The sequence below is a fragment of the Nocardioides sp. NPDC127503 genome (assembly GCF_040302165.1).
Lineage (GTDB): Bacteria > Actinomycetota > Actinomycetes > Propionibacteriales > Nocardioidaceae > Nocardioides.
This window is the reverse complement of sequence record NZ_JBEORH010000008.1, coordinates 169,137-188,374: the sequence shown is the minus strand read 5'-3', so window position 1 is coordinate 188,374 and position 19,238 is coordinate 169,137. Positions and strand designations below refer to the sequence as shown.

Annotated in this window: 18 protein-coding genes; 9 read left to right on the top strand and 9 right to left on the bottom strand. The window is 69.1% G+C overall.

Annotated features, from left to right (window positions below):
* Positions 1-4: 4 nt before the first annotated feature.
* From ABTW65_RS19075 to ABTW65_RS19065, 3 genes are all read right to left on the bottom strand, one after another.
* A complete protein-coding gene (locus ABTW65_RS19075) occupies positions 5-697 on the bottom strand; it encodes a peptidoglycan-binding domain-containing protein (protein WP_350662918.1) in 693 nt (230 codons plus the stop codon).
* Between the two features lie 100 nt (positions 698-797).
* Positions 798-3,173: a calcium-binding protein gene (locus ABTW65_RS19070; RefSeq protein ID WP_350662916.1), complete on the bottom strand. Its 2,376-nt coding sequence runs from the start codon at positions 3,171-3,173 to the stop codon at positions 798-800.
* A 162-nt stretch (positions 3,174-3,335) separates the two neighbouring features.
* A complete protein-coding gene (locus ABTW65_RS19065) occupies positions 3,336-5,471 on the bottom strand; it encodes a calcium-binding protein (RefSeq protein WP_350662914.1) in 2,136 nt (711 codons plus the stop codon).
* 372 nt (positions 5,472-5,843) lie between these two features.
* On the opposite strand from ABTW65_RS19065, the gene ABTW65_RS19060 reads away from it, so the two are divergent.
* Positions 5,844-7,415: a bifunctional phosphatase PAP2/diacylglycerol kinase family protein gene (locus tag ABTW65_RS19060; RefSeq protein WP_350662912.1), complete on the top strand. Its 1,572-nt coding sequence runs from the start codon at positions 5,844-5,846 to the stop codon at positions 7,413-7,415.
* 408 nt (positions 7,416-7,823) lie between these two features.
* On the opposite strand, the gene ABTW65_RS19055 is transcribed toward ABTW65_RS19060, so the two are convergent.
* Positions 7,824-8,234 (bottom strand): DUF4446 family protein, encoded by a 411-nt coding sequence (locus tag ABTW65_RS19055; protein WP_350662910.1) that lies wholly within the window; start codon positions 8,232-8,234, stop codon positions 7,824-7,826.
* A gap of 24 nt (positions 8,235-8,258) precedes the next feature.
* On the opposite strand from ABTW65_RS19055, the gene ABTW65_RS19050 reads away from it, so the two are divergent.
* The 8 genes from ABTW65_RS19050 to ABTW65_RS19015 all read left to right on the top strand — a co-directional run bounded on the left by ABTW65_RS19050 (position 8,259) and on the right by ABTW65_RS19015 (position 15,396).
* Positions 8,259-9,098 (top strand): prephenate dehydratase, encoded by an 840-nt coding sequence (locus ABTW65_RS19050; protein WP_350662908.1) that lies wholly within the window; start codon positions 8,259-8,261, stop codon positions 9,096-9,098.
* Positions 9,099-9,101: 3 nt separating this feature from the next.
* Positions 9,102-9,776, top strand: a complete 675-nt coding sequence (gene larB / locus ABTW65_RS19045; protein ID WP_350662905.1) for a nickel pincer cofactor biosynthesis protein LarB — start codon at positions 9,102-9,104, stop codon at positions 9,774-9,776.
* On the top strand, positions 9,773-10,996 hold the full coding sequence (gene larC, locus ABTW65_RS19040; protein WP_350662903.1) for a nickel pincer cofactor biosynthesis protein LarC: 1,224 nt from the start codon (positions 9,773-9,775) through the stop codon (positions 10,994-10,996). Before larB ends, larC begins: the two co-directional genes overlap by 4 nt.
* A gap of 120 nt (positions 10,997-11,116) precedes the next feature.
* Positions 11,117-11,719: a TMEM165/GDT1 family protein gene (locus ABTW65_RS19035; protein WP_350662901.1), complete on the top strand. Its 603-nt coding sequence runs from the start codon at positions 11,117-11,119 to the stop codon at positions 11,717-11,719.
* Positions 11,720-11,744: 25 nt separating this feature from the next.
* Positions 11,745-12,947, top strand: a complete 1,203-nt coding sequence (locus ABTW65_RS19030; RefSeq protein WP_350662899.1) for an arginine deiminase — start codon at positions 11,745-11,747, stop codon at positions 12,945-12,947.
* A gap of 104 nt (positions 12,948-13,051) precedes the next feature.
* On the top strand, positions 13,052-13,423 hold the full coding sequence (locus tag ABTW65_RS19025; protein WP_350662897.1) for a Crp/Fnr family transcriptional regulator: 372 nt from the start codon (positions 13,052-13,054) through the stop codon (positions 13,421-13,423).
* 80 nt (positions 13,424-13,503) lie between these two features.
* On the top strand, positions 13,504-14,442 hold the full coding sequence (locus tag ABTW65_RS19020; RefSeq protein WP_350662895.1) for an adenylate/guanylate cyclase domain-containing protein: 939 nt from the start codon (positions 13,504-13,506) through the stop codon (positions 14,440-14,442).
* Between the two features lie 93 nt (positions 14,443-14,535).
* Positions 14,536-15,396 (top strand): AraC family transcriptional regulator, encoded by an 861-nt coding sequence (locus ABTW65_RS19015; RefSeq protein ID WP_350662893.1) that lies wholly within the window; start codon positions 14,536-14,538, stop codon positions 15,394-15,396.
* Positions 15,397-15,503: 107 nt separating this feature from the next.
* Here the strand turns inward: ABTW65_RS19015 and ABTW65_RS19010 are convergent, their stop codons facing one another.
* The 5 genes from ABTW65_RS19010 to ABTW65_RS18990 form a co-directional block, all read right to left on the bottom strand.
* Positions 15,504-16,442, bottom strand: coding sequence for a DUF5926 family protein (locus tag ABTW65_RS19010; RefSeq protein WP_350662891.1), 939 nt, complete (start codon positions 16,440-16,442; stop codon positions 15,504-15,506).
* A gap of 44 nt (positions 16,443-16,486) precedes the next feature.
* Complete coding sequence (locus ABTW65_RS19005) at positions 16,487-17,257, bottom strand: glycerophosphodiester phosphodiesterase family protein (protein ID WP_350662889.1); 771 nt, start codon at positions 17,255-17,257, stop codon at positions 16,487-16,489.
* Positions 17,258-17,338: 81 nt separating this feature from the next.
* Complete coding sequence (locus ABTW65_RS19000) at positions 17,339-17,698, bottom strand: DoxX family protein (RefSeq protein ID WP_350662887.1); 360 nt, start codon at positions 17,696-17,698, stop codon at positions 17,339-17,341.
* Positions 17,699-17,754: 56 nt separating this feature from the next.
* The gene (locus tag ABTW65_RS18995; protein ID WP_350662885.1) at positions 17,755-18,471 is read right to left on the bottom strand and encodes an SDR family NAD(P)-dependent oxidoreductase; all 717 of its coding nucleotides are present in this window, start codon (positions 18,469-18,471) and stop codon (positions 17,755-17,757) included.
* Entirely contained in the window at positions 18,468-19,238 is a 771-nt protein-coding gene (locus tag ABTW65_RS18990) for a hypothetical protein (RefSeq protein ID WP_350662883.1), read from the bottom strand. Before ABTW65_RS18990 ends, ABTW65_RS18995 begins: the two co-directional genes overlap by 4 nt.

The window sequence follows — 19,238 nt, the reverse complement described above, 5'->3', positions numbered from 1 at the left end:
CCGGTCACCAGTAGACCGGGCTGGTCTTGCCGCACGGGCGCAGCCACGAGCGGTAGACCGTCCGGTTGGGGAAGTCGTAGCCGTAGGAGTCGTTGGTGAAGTAGGTGCCGCCGGTGTAGGTGATGTAGGCGGCCGAGGTCGCGTAGTACTTCGGGAAGCCCGAGGGGTTCGATGCCGTCGAACGCGAGCCCTTGCTGGGGATCGAGCCACGGATCAGTGGGTTCGCCAGGGAGCCGCTGGTGGTGATCGTGGCCTGCTGCCACCCGGTGCTGCGCTTGTTGGTGACGGTGTAGCGGATCGACTGGCCGCCGCGGACGATGACGCAGGCGTACCAGTTCGCCGTCGCGGTCGAGGAGACGATCGTGCCGGCGCCGGACATGCCCGCCTTGATCTTCGACCAGGTGCGCGACCCGACGATGCCGTCGGCCGACAACCCCTTCGCGCTCTGGTAGTCCTTCACCCGCGCGGTCGTCGCGGACCCGAACGAACCGTCCGGCCTGAGCCCACCGAGCACCTTCTGCAGCAACGTCACGCAACTGCCGGTGTTGCCAGGACGTACGGTCTTCGGGCTGCTGATCGTGCAGCTGACCGCGGCCTCCGCAGGCGCCGTGCCCGCGTCCACGGCGACCAGTCCGCCCGTTGCCACAGCTGCCGCCGCGAGCAGGCCGCCCATGCGCAACCGCACCGATGTCTTCACTGTATGGATCCCTCTCGATTCATGTGCTCGGAACTCGAAAGGGGCAGTGTCGCGAATCGGTGATGCCGCCCGAACCCGTACCTCTCCCGTACCTCTGGGGCTACGGGATGCGTACGCGCCGCTCGACGGACGAGCTGCTGTCGCTACCCGTGCCACCGTCACCGTAGTCCCGGCCGTAGCCGCCATAGAGACGGTCGTTGCCCGAGTGGCCGTAGAGCGAGTCGTTGCCCGAGCCGCCTTCGATTCGGTCCGAGCCACCGAGGCCGACCAGCTTGTTGGCTCCGCTGTTGCCCCGCAGGACGTCGGCGTAGTTCGTGCCGGTCACACGCTCGAAGGTCAGCAAGCGATCCGCTCCCGCCCCGGTCGACTGCACCGAGGTCGTGTTGAGCGCGACCTTCACTCCGTTGCGTACGTTCGAGTACTCGACGGTGTCGGTGCCCGAGCCACCCTCCGCCCGGTCGTTTCCGAGGCCGGGCAGGATCGTGTCGTTACCGCCGCCGGCCAGGAGTACGTTGGCAGCACTGTCTCCAGTGAGGCGGTCGGAGTAGGGGCTGCCCGTCAAGTTCTGCATCCCGGCGAGAGTGTCGGTTCCACCGCCGCCGGTCGCCTTGGTGATGGTGACTGACACCGCGCTGGTTGCGCTCGCGTACGAGGCGGTGTCCACTCCCGCGCCCCCGTTCAACGAGTCGTTGCCCGCGTTGCCGGCCAGAAGATCGTTGCCGTCGTCTCCACGAAGGGTGTCCGTGCTGTCGCCGCCCTCCAACGTGTCGTTGCCGCTGCCACCCTCGATGTGATCGTTACTGGCCTCGCCCTTCAGGCGGTCGTTGCCGGCGCCACCGAGAAGGCGGTCCGACCCAGTTCCTCCGAGGACGTAGTCCACGCCCTCTCCCGCGTCAGCGGTGTCGTTGCCCGAGTCTCCGTAGACCGTATCGTCGCCAGCACCTCCGTTGAGGGTGTCGTTCTCCGAACCTCCGCGGATCTCGTCGCCGCCGCCGTTCCCGAGAATGGTGTCCACCCCAGCTTCTCCGAAGAGGTGGTCGTAGCCCGCTCCGCCAACCACCATGTCGTCCCCGTTGCCCCCACGAAGGGTGCCAGGCATCTCGGGGGAGCGCAGCGTGTCGTTGCCATCGCCGCCGTAGGCGATCGCGAGCCCGTCCTGGATCTCGATCGTGTCGTCGCCGGCACCGCCGACTACCGGCACGCTGGCGTTCCGCCCACCCACCAGTACGTCGTGACCTGCTCCACCGTCCGTGGTCCCCTTGTCGCCACCGTAGGAGGCGTGGATCGTGTCGTCACCGTCGTCGCCGTAGAGGCTGTTGCTCTCGATGGCGCCGCCGTGGGCACTCGCATCGATGGTGTCGTTGCCCGCATCACCGTGGACGACGTCATAGTCAGCACCGTCCCTGATCGTGTCGTTGCCGGTACCGCCGCCGACCGCGTCAGCGCCGTAACCAGCGTTGACCCAGTCATTGCCGCCTCCAGCCGAAATCTGGTCGTCGCCCGCCTCGCCCCAGATGGTGTCATCGCCGTCACCGGCGGCGAGGACGTCATCACCCTCACCGGCATCGATGGTCTCGGCCCCGGGGGTACCCGTGATCTTGTCGGCGTGGTCGGTGCCGTCGACCAACTCGAAACCGGCCATGGTGGCGCCACCCCAGCTCGTTGTCCCGGAAGCCATGTCGAGTTCGACGCCCGTCCCCGAAGAAGTGAGGTCGAGAGTGTCGACCGACGCATCGCCGGAACCCGCGTCGATGACATCACCGGCGGCATCCACGTCGCGCGCGATGACGTAGTCCGCTCCGCCTCCTCCGAGCACGGTGTCTGCATCCTTCCCACCGACGAGATGGTCGTCACCGGCGGAACCGTCGACGAGGTCGGCCCCGTCGTCGCCCCGCAGGACGTCACGGCTCTCGGCGCCGTAGATCCGATCATCTCCGGCACCGCCGTTGGCGAAGTCGGTGCCGGGGCCGCCGTAGAACGTGTCGGCGCCACTCTGTCCGTCGAAGATGCCGCGGCTGGGTCCTGCGTAGAACGTGTCGTTGCCATCGCCGCCGTTCGCGGGAAGGGATGTCTGCTTGCCGGCGCGGATGACGTCATTTCCACCGCCCGCGTCGAGCGTCGCGAAGTCGCCCTCGATCGTGTCGTTGCCCTCTCCGGCGTTCACCCGGTTGCTGAAACGGGGGTAGATGGTGTCGTCACCCAGTCCACCGACGATGTCTGCACTGCCCTCCCCCTGGACGCAGATCGTGTCGTTTCCGCTCAGCGCGTCCACGGAGATACTTGCCGGGATGACGATCACGTCGTCGCCCTCGGTCGGGACCTGCCCCTCGACGCTGAGGTCGACGGTGACCGTCTTGCCGCCACACTCACCTTCTGCCGCGGCCGCGGAGCCGGCGAGGAGGCCACCGACACCGAGGGCGACGGCGGGGACGGACAGGAGCCCGAGGAGGGCGTACGAGGAGGCGCGAGAGCGCATGAGAAAGACCTCACAACGACGAGGGACCGAGGGGTGCCGGCGCCGACCCGAATCATGCGCGGAAAGCGCACGATAGCGCTTTCCTTCGGCCACTGCCTCGGCTTTTGTCCAGCCCGTTCATCGACTGTGTGGAAGACGTTTCGCGCACAACGGACTCACGAATCACGGAAGGCTGACCTTGCGCTCGATCGACGTCCACGAGTCTCTGCCCAAGCCGCCATTGCCGTAGTCCGTCCCGAGGCCGCCGTGAAGGGCATCCGTGCCGAAGTTGCCGTAGAGCTTGTCGCTACCCCTGCCGCCGTAGATCTTGTCGGCCCCTTGACCGCCGGTGATCACATTGACCAGGGCGTTGCCGCTCAGGACGTCGGCGTACTCCGTTCCCACCAGGTTCTCGATGTTGCGGATGGCATCACTGCCAGCCCCGGTCGCCTGAGGAGCCGTCGTCGCGAGCGAGACCTTCACACGACTCCACTGATCTGCGTATGAGAGAGTGTCCGTCCCTGCGCCGCCGTCGACGCGGTCGTTGCCGCCCTTCGGGAGGATGGTGTCGGACCCGCCTCCGCCCAGAAGGACGTTGCCGCCGGCGTTTCCGCGGAGGCGATCTCCATACCGAGTTCCCGTGACGCTCTCGATCTGATCCATGGCATCTGTCCCAGCCGCCCCCGTCGCTCGGGCAGCCCCCGCGGCGAGCGAGACGTTGACCGCACCCGAGGCACTCGAGTACGAGGACGTGTCCGCACCTGATCCACCAGTGATCTGGTCGTTTCCGATCCCGCCGACGATCAGGTCGTTCCCGCTGTCGCCGCGGATCGTGTCATTGCTCGAGCCGCCATCGAGGGAGTCGTTGCCACTGCCACCCTCGAGGTGGTCGTAGCCCGAGTCACCCGCAATCACGTCATTTCCGGCATCCCCGCGGAGTTCGTCATCGCCGACGCCCCCGACGAGGCGATCAACGGCCGCATCTTCGGTCGTGCCGTCATGAGCGCCACCCGTCAGGAAGTCGTTGCCGGCATTCCCGTAGAGAGTGTCAGCGCCATGCCCGCCATAGACGATGTCGGTTCCCGAGCCACCCTCGATTCGGTCGTTACCGCCGAGCGCCGAGATCTCGTTGCGACCACCGCTGTCACGCACCAGATCATTGCCCTGCGAACCTACGATCCGGTCGTCGCCGAGACCACCGTCGATCGTTACCTTCGAGCCGCTGTTCCCGTTCAGGAAATCGTCGCCGGCGCCACCCAGGATCACGTTCGCGCCCAAGCCACCGTCGACCTCGTCCGTACCGGTGCCGCCGTCCAGACGATCATCACCACCCCACCCGTAGATGAGGTCGCCGCCACCAGCGCCGGTGACGGTGTCCGCACCGTCGCCTCCGTCCAGTTCGTCGTGACCTTCGCCGCCGTCGACAAGGTCGTTGCCGACGTACCCGCTCATCTCGTCGTCTCCAGGACCCCCGAACAAGAGGTCGTCGTCTCCCACGCCTGAGTCGTAGTTGTTCCCGCGCTCGCCGTAGACAAGGTCAGCGCCGTCTCCTGCCTCCACACGATCCTTGCCCTGCCCGCCTTCGAGGACATCACCACCAGCACCACCGAGAACGACGTCGGCGCCCTCGGATCCGTCTACCCGGTCGCCCCCGCCGGCCGCATCGATGGTGTCGTCAGCGTCGGTGCCGGTGATCACGTCGGCGTGATCGGTGCCGACCACCGACTCGAAGCCCGCCATGGTGACGCCCCAACTGCTCGTTCCGGACGCCATGTGGAGTTCGATGCCTGTGCCCGAGGGGACGAGACCCTGGTCGAGGTCGAGCTTGTCCACCGATGCGTCGTCGGGACCGGCGTCGATGACATCTCCCACCGCGTCGACGTCCGTTACGGACACATGGTCTGCGCCGCTTCCTCCGAGCACGGTGTCGGCGCCGCCGTCACCCCTGAGGTTGTCGTCACCGTCCGCACCGTAGATCCGGTCGTCTCCGGCGCCGCCGTAGCTTCTGTCGTTGTCCGGACCACCGTAGAAGGTGTCGGCGCCACCCTGTCCGTCGAAGGCGCCGCCGGTGGAACCCGCGTGGAACGTGTCGTCGCCATCACCTCCCTTGGCGGTGACAAACAGAAACTGCATCCCGCCGAAGATGACGTCGTGTCCGGCACCCGCGTCGAGCGTCAGGAAGTCGCCGTCGATCGTGTCGTTTCCCTCTCCGGCGTTCACGCGGTTGCTGTACCTGGGGTAGATCGTGTCATCACCCGGGCCACCGACGATGTCCGCGGCGCCCTCCCCCTGGACGCAGATCCAGTCGTTGCCACCCATGGCATCGACAGCGACGCCTGCCGGGACCGCGATGACGTCGTCACCCTCGGTCGGCGCCTGACCCCCGACGCCGAGGTCGACGGTGACGGGCTTGCCGCCGCACTCACCTTCTGCCGCGGCGGCGGAGCCGGCGAGGAGACCACCGACACCGAGGGCGACGGCGGGGACGGACAGGAGCCCGAGGAGGGCGTACGAGGAGGCGCGAGAGCGCATGAGAGAGACCTCACAACGACGAGGGACCGAGGGGTGCCGGCGCCGACCCGAATCATGCGCGGAGAGCGAACGATAGCGCTCTCAGACATGCCCTGCCCGCGGATTTGTCCAGCCCGTTCATTCACTGTGTGGAAGACGTATCGCGCATACTGACTCACCGTGCTTGACCTTTCGCGCCGTGCCCTGCTGCTCTGGGCGGCCTCGCTGTTCGCTCTGTGCGCCCTGATCGGGATCGCGGGGATCAACGGGTGGCCGCCGGTCTCGACGATCGACGAGCTCGGCTGGGATGCGACGGCGGTGACCGCGGAGCACGCCTGGATGCTCGACTTCTGGCACATCGTCGAGGTGGGCACCGAGTGGTATCTCGCTGTCGGCGTCGCCCTCCTGGTCGCCGCGGGACTGTTCCGGACCTACCTGCGCGCCGCGGTCTATGTGTTCGGCGTCGTGGTGGTCACGCTGGTCGTACGCCGCGCGGTGGTGGTGCTCGTCGACCGGGACCGGCCCGCGTGGCAGCTGGCGTCGTGGTTCCACGACTCACCGGCGTACCCGTCCGGTCACACGACCGGGATCGCGGTGCTGGCGGGCGTGATCGCGGTGGTCGTGACGATGTTCGTACGCCGCCGCGGCATCCGCCGCCTGGCCTACACCGGCCTCATCCTGCTGGTCGTGCTCGTCGCCGCCGACCGGGTCTTCCTCGGACGCCACTACCCCTCCGACGTGATCGGTGGGCTCCTCTTCGCCGCCGGTGCCGTCTTCCTCGGCATGGCGCTCTACACGCCGCTGCCCGCCTCGCACGCGATCGGGCGGCGGCCTCTGGTCGACTCGGTGCGCGGCAACCGGAAGATCGCGGTCGTCCTCAACCCGATCAAGGTCGAGTCGGTCGAGCATTTCAAGACGATGGTCACCACGATGGCCAAGGAGTCCGGCTGGAAGGCGCCGACCTGGTACCTGACCACGGTCGACGACCCGGGCAAGGGGATGGCGCTAGCGGCCCAGGAGGAGGGCGCCGACCTGGTCCTCGTCTGTGGCGGCGACGGCACCGTGCGCGAGGTCTGCTCCGCCCTGGCCGGCACCGGCATCGCGGTGGGAATCGTCCCCGGCGGCACCGGCAACCTGCTGGCCCGCAACCTGTCGATCCCGCTCTACATCCGCGCCGCGATCGACGTCGCCCTCACCGGGCAGGACCAGGCCATCGACCTGGTCGAGGTCTCCGGCGACAACATCGAGGACACCAACTTCCTCGTCATGGCCGGGATGGGCTTCGACGCCGCGATCATGAGCGGCGTCAACGAGGACATCAAGAAGCGGATCGGTTGGATGGCGTACGTCCTCTCCGCCTTCAAGAGCCTGATGTTCCCGGCGATGCGGCTGGAGATCTCCGTCGACGACGGCGAGTTCACCAGGCACCGGGCGCGCACGGTCGTGGTCGGCAACGTGGGCTACCTCCAGGCGAACATGCCGCTGCTGCCGGCAGCCGCGCTCGACGACGGCCTCATCGACGTCGTGCTGCTCTATCCGCAGCGGTTCTGGTCCTGGGTCCCGCTCGCGGTCCGGGTGATGAGCAAGCGGCCGCGCACCGACAATCTGGTCAACCGGATGACCGGTGCCAGCGTCGTGATCCGGACCAACCACGACCAGCCGCGCCAGCTCGACGGCGACACCATCTCCGATGGTCGCGAGCTGCGCATGCAGTGCCTTCCCGGGCGTCTGCTCGTGCGCGTGCCACGCTGATGACCGGTCCCGATTCGGTCCCGAATCTGGTCGACACGCGATGGAGCAAAAGGTCCCAAGAATCAGGGCCTAAGGTCCCGGATCAAGCGCAATTTCAGCGTGTTTGGCATCGATTTTCACGTCGCCCCGAGCCGACTCGCCGAGTCAGATGTCTTGTTGACAAGTAAATGTTCATAAGGTGTCTGACACGACTCGGCGTGAGCCGAGTCGTCGTCTTCGACCGGGCTCAAGCCTGACTCCGGCCGGCGACGTGGCAAGACCCACACACTGGTCGGAAATCCCCCGCGACCAGTGGTCGACTCCCGGGCCGTCCCACCCGCAGCCCGGGTTTGAAAACCGGCACGCTCGGAACGGTTCCCCCGCCACGCCCGAGCGTGCCGGCGTCGTTTTCCGCCCGGATCAGCCGGATCAGCTCTTGGGCTTCGCCTGCTGCACGGCCTCGGTCTCCTCGGGCGACATCAGCTGGGACGACTTCCAGGAGCTGATGCTCTTCGCGTACGACCTCGCCTCGGTGCGGCCGTGGATCGAGGTGAGCACGACCCCGTCGCCGTTGTCGTCGAGCAGCGCAAGACACCAGCTCAGGTGGCCGCCGGCGTCCCCGAAGGCGTCGAAGCGCACCACCGCGAGGTGGCGCAGGTTCATCGCCGACTCGGCGCGCAGGGCCGCGACCTCGGCGCGCAGACCGGCGACGTCGGTCGGCAGCGACTCGACGGCGGCAGGGTCGGGACGACGTACGTCCTTCGTCTTCTGCCAGGCCGCTCCGGCGAAGACCAGAGCGGCGATTGCTGTCAGCAGACTGAGAATTGCAAGAGCGACCACATCGGGCGAATCTAGACTGTCGCTGTGTCCGAGCCACATCGCATCGCCTATCAGGGCGAACCAGGGTCCAACTCACACATGGTGTGCCAGCGGCACTACCCCGAGCTGGAGTCGGTGCCGTGCGCCTCGTTCGAGGACGTGTTTGCGACCGTCGAGGCAGGTGAGGCGTCGCTGGCGATGATCCCGATCGACAACTCCCTGGCCGGGCGGGTGGCCGACATCCACCACTTCCTCCCCGAGTCCAACCTGCACATCATCGCCGAGCACTACCTGCGGATCCGGTTCCACCTGCTCGGCCTTCCGGGCGCCCATCTCGACGGCATCCGTACGGTCCACTCCCACGTCCACGCCCTCGGCCAGTGCCGAAACATCATCCGGGAGCACGGATTCACGCCGGTCGTCTCCGGTGACACCGCCGGTGCCGCGCGCGAGGTGATCGAGGCTGGCGACCCGTCGATGGCCGCGATCTCTCCGCCGCTGGCCGCCTCGATCTACGGGCTGGACGTGCTCGCCACCGACATCGAGGACGCCGACCACAACACCACCCGCTTCGTGGTGCTCTCGCCCGACTTCATCCAGGCTCCCGCCGACGCGGGTCCGGTGGTGACCTCGTTCATCTTCAACGTACGCAACCTCCCGGCGGCCCTCTACAAGGCGCTCGGCGGCTTCGCGACCAACGGCGTCAACATGACCAAGCTGGAGTCCTACATGGTGGATGGGAAGTTCACCGCGACCCAGTTCCTCGCCGAGGTCGACGGGCACCCGGACCAGCCGGGGCTGAAGCGGGCCCTGGAGGAGCTGGCCTTCTTCACCACCGACGTGAAGCTGCTCGGGGTCTACCCCGCCGACCCGGCACGGTTCTGAGCGATGTCGGACGAGCCGACCGCCGATCTCGGGTTCGCCCGCGTCGATCTCGACCGGGAGCGCCGCACCGGTGACCCCGAGGTCGTGTACGCCGACGGCAAGACCCCCGACCAGGTCGTCGCGATCCTTCGCCGACTGCACGAGGCGCATCCCTCGCGCGCGGTCCTGGCCACCCGGGTCTCCGCCGAGGCGGCCGCCCGGGTCGCGGCCGAGCTGCCAACGGCGGTCCACGATGCCGAGGCCCGCGCGGTCACGCTCGGGCCGCTGCCGGCCCCGCACGGCCGCGTGTGCGTCGTGGCCGCCGGGACCTCCGACGGGCCGGTCGCGGCCGAGGCCGCGCTCGCGGCCCGGGTCCACGGGGCCGGAGTCGAGCGGATCACCGACGTCGGTGTCGCCGGGATCCACCGCCTGATGGCCGTACGCGACCGGCTCGATGACGCCGACTGCCTGATCGTCGTCGCGGGCATGGAAGGCGCCTTGCCCTCCGTGGTCGGAGGGCTGGTCGGAGTACCGATGATCGGGGTGCCGACGTCGGTCGGCTACGGCGCCTCCTTCGGCGGGCTGGCCGCGCTGCTGGCGATGCTCAACTCGTGTGCCCCGGGCGTGACCGTGGTCAACATCGACAACGGCTACGGTGCCGGCGTCGCGGCGGCCCGGATCGCGCGGCGGGCTCGATGAGCGTCGTCTGGGTCGACGCCTCTGCCGGAGCCTCGGGAGACATGCTGCTCGGCGCGCTCATCGGTGCCGGCGTGCCTCTCTCGGTGATCGCCGCGTCGGTGGATGCCGTCGCTCCTGAGCCTGTGGATCTCGCTGCTTCGCAGGTGACCCGTGGCGCCTTGGCGGCGACCCGATGCCATGTCGAGATCGCCGACTCGGTCCATCACCGCACCTGGACCGACGTCCGCGCTCTGCTGACCGGCGCCGCTCTGGACGACGCCGTACGTGACCTGGCGCTGCGGGTCTTCGAGCGGCTGGCTGAGGCCGAGGGGGCCGTCCACGGGATCTCCCCCGAGTCGGTCCACTTCCATGAGGTCGGGGCGCTGGACGCGATCGCCGACGTGGTCGGGGTCTGTGCCGCCTTCGTGCATCTGGGCGCCGTCGAGGTCGTGGTCACGCCCGTCGCGGTCGGGTCGGGCTCGATCCGGGCCGCTCACGGCACCCTCCCGGTCCCGCCGCCGGCCGTGGCGCGGCTGCTCACCGGCGTACCTTCCTTCGCGGGGCCTCCCGGACATCCCGAGATGGAGTTGTGCACGCCGACCGGCGCCGCGCTGCTCACCACTCTCGCCACCTCGTGGGGCGACCAGCCGCCGATGACGACCCGAGCGATCGGCGTCGGCGCGGGCAGCAGGAACCCGGAGGGCTGGTCGAACACATTGCGCCTGCTGATCGGTGAGGCTGCGGTGCGGCCAGGGGAAAGTGCGCCGACCGAGCTCGTCATCGAGGCGAACATCGACGACCTCGAGCCGCGACTGATCCCCGGGGCTCTCGACGCGCTTCTGGCGGCTGGCGCGCAGGACGCCTGGGTCACGCCGATCCTGATGAAGAAGGGCCGACCCGCCTACACGCTCCACGCCCTCGCCCGTCCTGATGCCGCCGAGGCGGTCCGGCAGGCGTTCTTCCGGGAGACCTCGACGATCGGCGTACGCGAGCACGAGGTCGTCAAGCACGCCCTGCCCCGCGAGATGCTCACCGTCACCGTCGACGGCCACCCGATCGCGGTCAAGGCCGCCCGCCTCGATGGCGAGGTCGTCAACCTGCAGCCCGAGTGGGACGACGTCGCCCGCGCCGCCGCTGCGCTAGATCGCCCGGCTATCGACGTACTCGCCGCTGCCAAGGCCGCCGCCCTCGCCGAGAAGTCAGCCCCGTCGGCCGAGAAGTCGCGACCGTCGGCCGACTAGGCACCGCCGTGACGTCTCGGCCGACGCAAGCGACGTCTCGGCCGACGGCGGTGACGTCTCGGCTGGGCGGTCGGTGCGACGATATGAGCCGGACGTAAAGAAACTGGAACGGAATCACTGATGGACATCACCGTCGTCGCGCTGGCCTTCGCCGCGATCTTCGTCGTCGAGCTGCCGGACAAGACGTTCCTGGCGACGCTGGTGCTGTCGACGAAGTACCGGCCGATCTTCGTGTGGCTCGGTGTGGGCGCGGCGTTCGCGATCCAGACGCTCATCGCGGTGGCGATCGGTGGGGTGGCGACGCTCCTCCCGACCGACCTGATCCACATCGTCGCGGCGCTGCTCTTCCTGGGCGGCGCGGTGTTCCTGTTCATCGAGGGGCGCCGCCATCACGGCACCGCGTCCGAGGACGACGGCAGCGAGTTCGCCGAGAAGGCCAAGGACGTACGCGGCTTCCGCCAGGTCCTGGCCAGCTTCATGGTCCTCTTCGCGGCCGAGTGGGGAGACCTCTCCCAGCTGCTGAGCGTCTCGCTGGTGGCGCGCTACCACGACCCGGTGTCGGTCTTCATCGGCTCGTGGGCCGCGTTGCTGACGGTGTCGGGGCTCGCGGTGCTGCTGGGACGTACGTTGCTCCGGTTCATCAAGCTGCACGTCCTGCACTACGTCGGAGCCGTCGTCTGCCTCGTCCTGGGCATCCTGACGTTGGTCGAGGTGTTCGCCTGAGCGGGGTTCGCCTAGGCTGCCCGGCATGGTTGAACTTGGCGCCGACAGCGAGGTCGGACGACTGCGTACGGTAATGCTCCACCGGCCCGGCCGGGAGCTGACCCGGCTGACGCCGCGCAACAACGACAAGCTGCTCTTCGACGGCATCCCGTGGGTGAAGCGGGCACAGGACGAGCACGACGCCTTCGCGGCCGCGCTGCGGGATCGCGAGGTCGAGGTGCTCTACCTGACCGATCTGCTCACCGAGACCCTCGAGGTGCCCGAGGCGCGGAAGCTGGCGCTCGAGAACGTACTCGGCTCGCTGACCCTCGGCGACACCCTGCGCGACTACCTGAGCGGCGCCCTCGCCGACGCCGGACCGGCCGAGCTGACCGACCACCTGACCGCCGGCATCCGCAACGACGAGGTACGCGGCGGCCATGGTCTGGTCACCAGCCTGCTCGCTCACGACGACTTCCTGATCGACCCGCTCCCCAACCTGCTCTTCACCCGCGACTCGTCGGTGTGGATCCGCGACCGCGCGACCGTCACGAGCCTGGCGATGCCGGCTCGCAAGCGCGAGACCGCGCTCACCGAGCTGATCTACGAGTTCCACCCGCGCTTCCGGGCCAGCCCGCGGCTGCACGGCGCCCACTTGGAGCACGTCGAGGGTGGGGACGTACTCCTCCTGGCTCCCGGTGTCGTCGCAGTCGGGGTCGGCGAGCGCACCACCCCCGCCGGGGCCGAGCGGCTCGCCCGCCAGGTTTTCGCCGAGGAGCTCGCCCACACCGTGCTCGCGGTGCCGATCGCGCAGGAGCGCGCGACCATGCACCTGGACACCATCGCGACGCTGGTGAACACCGACAAGATGGTGATCTACCCGAACGCGGTCGACTCACTGGTGGCGTACGCCGTGACCCCCGCGGGCGACGACGGCCAGCTGAACATCGCGGCCCCGCGCCCGTTCCTCGAGGTCGCGGCCGAGGCGATGGGAATCAACAAGCTCCACCACATCGACACCGGGCTCGACCCGGTCGCCGCCGAGCGCGAGCAGTGGGACGACGGCAACAACACCCTGGCACTGGCGCCGGGCGTGGTCGTGGCGTACGAGCGCAACACGCAGACCAACGGGGCCCTGGAGGCCGCCGGCATCGAGGTCATCGCGATCGCCGGCTCCGAGCTGGGCTCCGGCCGCGGCGGCCCGCGATGCATGAGCTGCCCGATCGCCCGCGATCCGCTGCCCGCATAGGCAACTACACCGGCGGGTAACCCCTGTAGACGAACATCGTTGATCTCTGTAACTGCCGTCACATAGCGGCAGCCACCCCACAGCCGACCCCGAAGGAAACCCTCGTGACCGAGTCGTTCTTCTCCATGTTCACGCCCAAGGAGATCGCGCACATCAGCGCCACCGGCACCCGCGTGCACCTGCCGGAGGGCTGGTCGCCGATCTGGGAGGACACCCCGCCGGACAAGGCCTACATCATCCTCGACGGCACCGTCTCGGTCCGCCGGGACAAGGAGGAGATCGCCCAGTGCGGTCCCGGTGACATCATCGGCGAGGCCGCGATCATGAGGGGCTCGCTGCGCACCGCCTCCATCGTCGCCCTCACCCCGCTCGACCTGATCCACCTCAGCTCCGACAAGCTGCAGCAGCTGTCCGTCGAGATGCCGACGTTCGCGCGGGCGCTGGAGAAGGTCGCCAAGGATAGGTTCGGCTCCTGACGCTCGACGAACAGGCTGACGAGGGCCTCGGCCAGGGTCGTAGCCGCGAGGCCGACATCGAGCTGGCCGAGGCGCTCGCCGTGGTCGAGTCCTTCGTCCTCGGCCAGACGCCCACGCTGACCCGCGTCGAGGTGGCGGATGCCGCCGGCGTACCCATGTCGGTCACCGAGGACCTCTGGCACCACCTCGGGTTCCCGCATGCGGGCGAGGACGAGATCGCCTTCACCGACGCCGATGTCGAGGCGCTGCGGATGACGCAGGAGCTCGTACGCCTCGGGGTGCTCAGCGAGGACCGGCAGGCGGCGCTCGTGCGGACCTGGGGAAGGTCCTACGCGCGCCTGGCCGAGTGGCAGACGTCGCTGCTGGCAGAGGTCGCCCGGGAGCGGGGCGGCGACGAGGTCGACGACCTGGTCGCCCTGACCGCCCAGGTGCTGCCGCTGGTCGAGTCGCTGCAGGACTACGTCTGGCGCCGCCACCTGGTCAGCGCGGCCCGCCGGATGCTCACCGTCGCGGACGCCTCCGCGGTGCCGCTGGCCGTCGGCTTCCTCGACATCGTCGGCTACACCTCCCGCTCCAAGCGGCTCAGCGACAAGGAGCTCGTCGACTGGGTCGAGGAGTTCGAGGACACCTGCTCCGACGTCGTCGTCGAGCACGGCGGACGGGTGATCAAGTATCTCGGCGACGGGGTGTTCTTCACCTTCGAGGACGTCGCCGCCGCGGCCCGGACCGCGCTGGACCTGGCCGCCCTCGGGGAGGACCGCGACAGCGCGTTTCCGCACGTCAGAGCCGGGATCTCCTACGGCGACGTGGTGCTCCGGCTCGGCGACGTCTTCGGTCCGACGGTCAACATCGCCGCGCGCCTCACGACCGTGGCCCGGCCCTCGTCGGTGGTCATCGACGAGAACGCGGCCGCCGCGCTCGAGGACGTCGACGGCTTCCAGGTCGAGAAGATGCGGCGTACGAGCGTGAAGGGCTACTCCCGCCTCCAGGCGTTCCGGCTGCGCTCGCGGTCCGACTGAACCTGATCGAACCTGGCCAGACTGAATCTGACCAGAAAGGTCGGGCGCCGGAGGCTGCTCCCGGGCGAGGCTTGATGGCGAAAGGAGGACCACATGATCGGCACGCTCAACACTTTGGTCGACCTGGTCGAGGCAGAGCTGACCGGCGAGGTGGACGTGGCTCGGGTCGCACGCGACCACGGGACCACCGAATACCACCTGCGCCGGATGTTCTCGGCGCTGGCCGGGATGCCCCTGTCCGAGTACGTACGCCGCCGCCGGATGACCCTGGCAGCGGCCGACCTGGTGGCCGGCGCCCCCGACCTTCTCGAGGTCGCGGTGCGTTACGGCTACGGCTCGACCGAGGCGTTCGGGCGCGCATTCCGTGCGGTGCACGGTTCGGCTCCGGCCGACGTACGCCGATCCGGTGGTCCGCTACGCACACAACCCACGCTCAGGTTCCGCCTGAGCGTCGAAGGGAGCACCCCGATGGACGTCACCATCAACGACATGCCCGAGCTCCGGCTCGTCGGCCACGCCACCAAGGTCCCGCTGATCTACGAGGGCGTGAACCCGCACATCCAGGCACACATCGCCTCTCTCGCACCCGAGGAGCACGTCCGGCTCAAGGAGCTCAACGACACCGACCCGCGCGGCATCCTCGCCGTCACCGCGGACCAGTCCCCGGACGCGCCGGAGGGGTCGATGATCACCTATCTGCACGGGGTCGCGGTCACGCCGTCGGCCGCGGTGCCCGACAGGCTCGACAGCATCACCGTGCCAGCCGGCTCCTGGGCGGTCTTCGCCTCCAGCGGCCCGCACCCGGAGACGCTGCAGCGGCTCTGGGCGGCCACCGCCACCGACTGGTTCCCGTCGAACCCGTGGCGGCTCCGCCCCGGCCCGTCCATCCTGCGCTACCTCGAGCTCACCGAGACGTACGCCTCGTGCGAGCTCTGGTTGCCGGTCGAGCAGTAGTCACGGGGCCGAATGTTCACCGAGGTACCCCGGTGAACGGTCGCTTCCCTCGTGGAACTCCGCGAAGTAGGTGAGTGCTGACCGAGGTAACTCGGTCAGCATCCACCTCAGCGGATGGTGACCTGTCGGTTGGCGAGCCCGGCGCGAGCCGAGCGCACCTCGGGGGTGATCTCGGAGTCGTCGGCGAGAGCCTCGTCGAGCAGCTTCTTGAACGCCACCGCCGGCTCCTCGAGCGCCTCGGCGCCGGTGCCGACCGGCAGGTCCCAGACGGGGGCGAGCAGACCGTGGGCACGGAACATTCCGACGAAACGGGCGTCGGGGACGATCACGTCGTCGCCGGTCACGTGCAGCCGCGCGAGAGCAGTCAGCAGGGCGTCCTCGGGCTCGGGCATGACCCAGCGCAGGTGCTCCTTGGAGCCGACAGAGGTCCAGTACGCAGCCTCGACCGACGCCAGTCGCAGCGTCGGCAGCACCGACTCGTTGGCGTGCTCGAGCGCGTGCTCGAAGTCGCCCTTGTCCTCGACATCGGCGAGCCACCTGTCGAAGCCCTCGTGGACGGTCACGTCCAGGGTCGAGTTGGTCACCAGGTCCTGCAGCCGCGGCCCGGGACCGGGCGCGGTGGTCAGGCCGAAGATGCCGGACTCACCAGCGGCGCGGCTCTCCAGCGCCTGGAGCAGTGCGGCGGCCACGTCACGCGAGACGTCGCCGTAGTTGTGCTGCACCTGCAGCCCGGCCCAGACTTCGCCCGAGTCGCGCGACATCGCCGGCGCGGCGCCGGGCAGCAGGGTGCCCAGCGTGACGGGGGTCGACTCGAAGCCCTTCACCGTCAGCGACACCGTCGCCGACGGCACCAGCTCACGCAGCGCGACCAGGTCGCACTCGCCGGGCAGGCCCTCGAACGGGCGCCCCACGAACGCGCCGCCGGCGGCACCGTGGCACGCCTTGTAGCGCTTGCCGGACCCGCACGGGCACGCCGCGCGCGGGTTGGGACCGTCCGTCGGGGCCGCAGCCGCCTGACGGTTCTTGACTCGGGACTTCTTGGCCACGGCCAAACCCTAACCTGCCTGGCCCGCTCGCCAGGCAATGCGCCTCAGCGGCCGAGCACCTCCAGCATGAACCCCGGCCGGTCGGTGATGACCGCGTTGACCCCGAGGTCGAGGCAGAGCTTGAGCTGCTCCTCCGTGTTGACGGTGTAGACGTGCAGGTTGCGGCCCTTCGACGCCAACCGCCGCCCGAGCCTCGGGTGGGCGGTGAGCATCTCGATGCTGGCTCCGAGCCACCAGTCCTCGCCGATCGCGTGCCGCAGGAGCGACCAGTTGGCGGCGCGGTCGATGAGCTGGACCAGAGGTACGCCCGGCGCCAGCCGCTCCACCCGCTGCAACGCCGTGAACGAGAAGCTCATCACCCGCACCGGGCTGCCGGGACCCGCCCAGCCGAAGTCGTTGAGGACGTCGACCAGCCGGCCCTCGGTCAGCCCGCCGTAGCGCGTCGGATGCTTGGTCTCGATCGCCATCTCGACGTGCCGGCCGTAGTCCCGCACGACCCGCAGCAGCCGGTGCAGCGTGAGCACGCCCCGCATGTCCCGGTCCGGCGGCTCGTCCTCCCCTTCCCAGAACCCGTTCTTCCAGGCCGCGAAGTCGATCGCCTGCAGCTCGGCGAGGGTCATCTCCGAGACCAGCCCCCGCGCGCCGATACGGCGCAGGTGCCGGTCGTGGACGCAGACGAGATGCCCGTCCATGGTCAGGCGTACGTCGCACTCCAAGGCGTCCGCGCCCGCGTCCAGGGCCGCGACGTACGCAGCAAGGGTGTGCTCCGCGATCTCATGACTGGCGCCGCGATGCGCGACGACCTGGGGCCTCATGGGGAGATTGTTGTCCATCGGGCAACCGCGCGGGCGCACGACACGACACCGAAAACCGTTACTCCGCCGGCGTAAGCGGCCCTAGAACGGCACGACCTCGAGCCGGCCGAACGCGACGAAGGCCGCCAGCGACCAGAAGACCAGGTCGCCGGCGGCGGAGCCCCACTCCTTGCGGATGATGCGGGTGGTCGTCGCGCCGGTCATGAGCAGCACCAGCCCGAGCGCGGCGAGCGGCACCAGCCAGGTCGCGGTCCCGGTCACGGCGGGCAGGATCAGCCCGGCCGCGGCCAGCACCTTCATCACGCCGATGACCTTGAGGAAGCCGCCGGGGAAGTCGTCGGCGTAGTGCCACCCGTCGAAGGCGTTGCGAAAGCGCTCCTTCGACAGCAGCAGCATCGCCAGCCCACCGGCCAGGAAGCCGAGAGCCAGAAAGACAGTCACGATCCACAAAGTGATGTTCATGCCACCGAGACGACGTAGGTCGCCCGGCTGTGACATCACCTTCCGCCGGTCACCCGCAGCGTCGTCGCGGTGACGTACCCGGCCTTCTCGCTCATCAGCCAGGCGACGGCCTCGGCGACCTCATCGGGTGAGGACGCGCGGCCCAGCGGAATCTGGGGCGCCATCCGGGCGATCCGGCCGGGGTCGCCGGTGTTGGCGTGCATGTCGGTCTCGGTGAGCCCGGGGGCGACCGCGACGACCCGGATGCCGAGCGAGGCGACCTCGAGCCCGAGGCCCTTGGTGAGCGCGTCGATCCCGGCCTTCGCTGCGGCGTAGTGGACGTACTCCCCCGGTGATCCCAGAGTCGCGGCACCCGAGGAGATGTTGACGATCACGCCTCCCTCGGCGAGCGCCGACACGGCCGCGCGGGCGACCAGCGTGGGACCGACGAGGTTGACCGCGTACGTCTTCCGGATCTCGTCGGGCGGGGTATCGACGAGGGGCGCGTAGCGGTAGGTCGCGCCGGCGTTGTTGACCACGCCGGTGACCGGGCCGGCGGCCTCGAAGAGCGAGGCGATCCCGGCGTCGGTGGTGATGTCCGCGGCCACGATCTCGCAGGAGACCCCGAGGGTCCTGATCTTGTCGCGCGTCGCGACGGCAGCAGCTTCGTCGGACAGATATCCGAGCACGAGCGAGTGGCCGTCAGCAGCCAGCAGACGAGCGACAGCGGCACCGATCCCGCGGGTGCCTCCGGTGATGAGAGTCCGTTTCACACCCGAAGGGTGTCACGCAGCCTCCACGCCACCAGCGCCAGTGCCAGGACGCCGGCGAGCGCCCATCCGGCGGGGTAGTGCACCGCGGGTTCGTTCCAGCGCTCGTGGAAGTAGACCAGGTGTGAGGAGAGCAGCCCGGCATCGACCGAGCGGCCCTCCTGGATGAGTACGCCGATGGCCACCAGCACCGTAAGCAACGTCTGCATCGCCCAGCCCAGGATCCAGGCGGGCACCCAGGCGACGACATCGACAGCACGGCGTACGGACGTCACGAGAACGGTCACCAGGGCGGCCGCCAGCAGCGCGTCGATGACCGACGACGGCAGCTCGCCAGGGAGCATCCCGTCGAGCCACAGAGGTACGCAGACGGCCGGCGCGGCCAGCATCGGCGCGCGCAGCACGCACGGCCCGAGGCTCGCGGCGATCCCGGCGGCGAGACCGGCGGCCGTCGTGATCGCGGCGATGGCGATCAGATGGGTCAGCATCGACGCGTTGGTCGCAGCCGGTCCCGCGGCGAACATCAGCCCCAGGAAGGCCGCGGCCACGACACCGGCGCCGGCGAGCGCCGCACTGATCAGCCGGCGGTCCGGGCGCAGCCCGGCGGCGAGTCCACCGAGCGCAGCGGCGAGCAGCGTGAACGAGACCAGCTCGGCGACCATCGGGGCGAGCAGGAGCGGCTGCGGCCGGACGAGCTGGGGCAGGAAACCAACTCCCCAACCCGCGGCCGCGACCAGCGGAACCATCCACAGACGAGTCCGTTCAGTCAT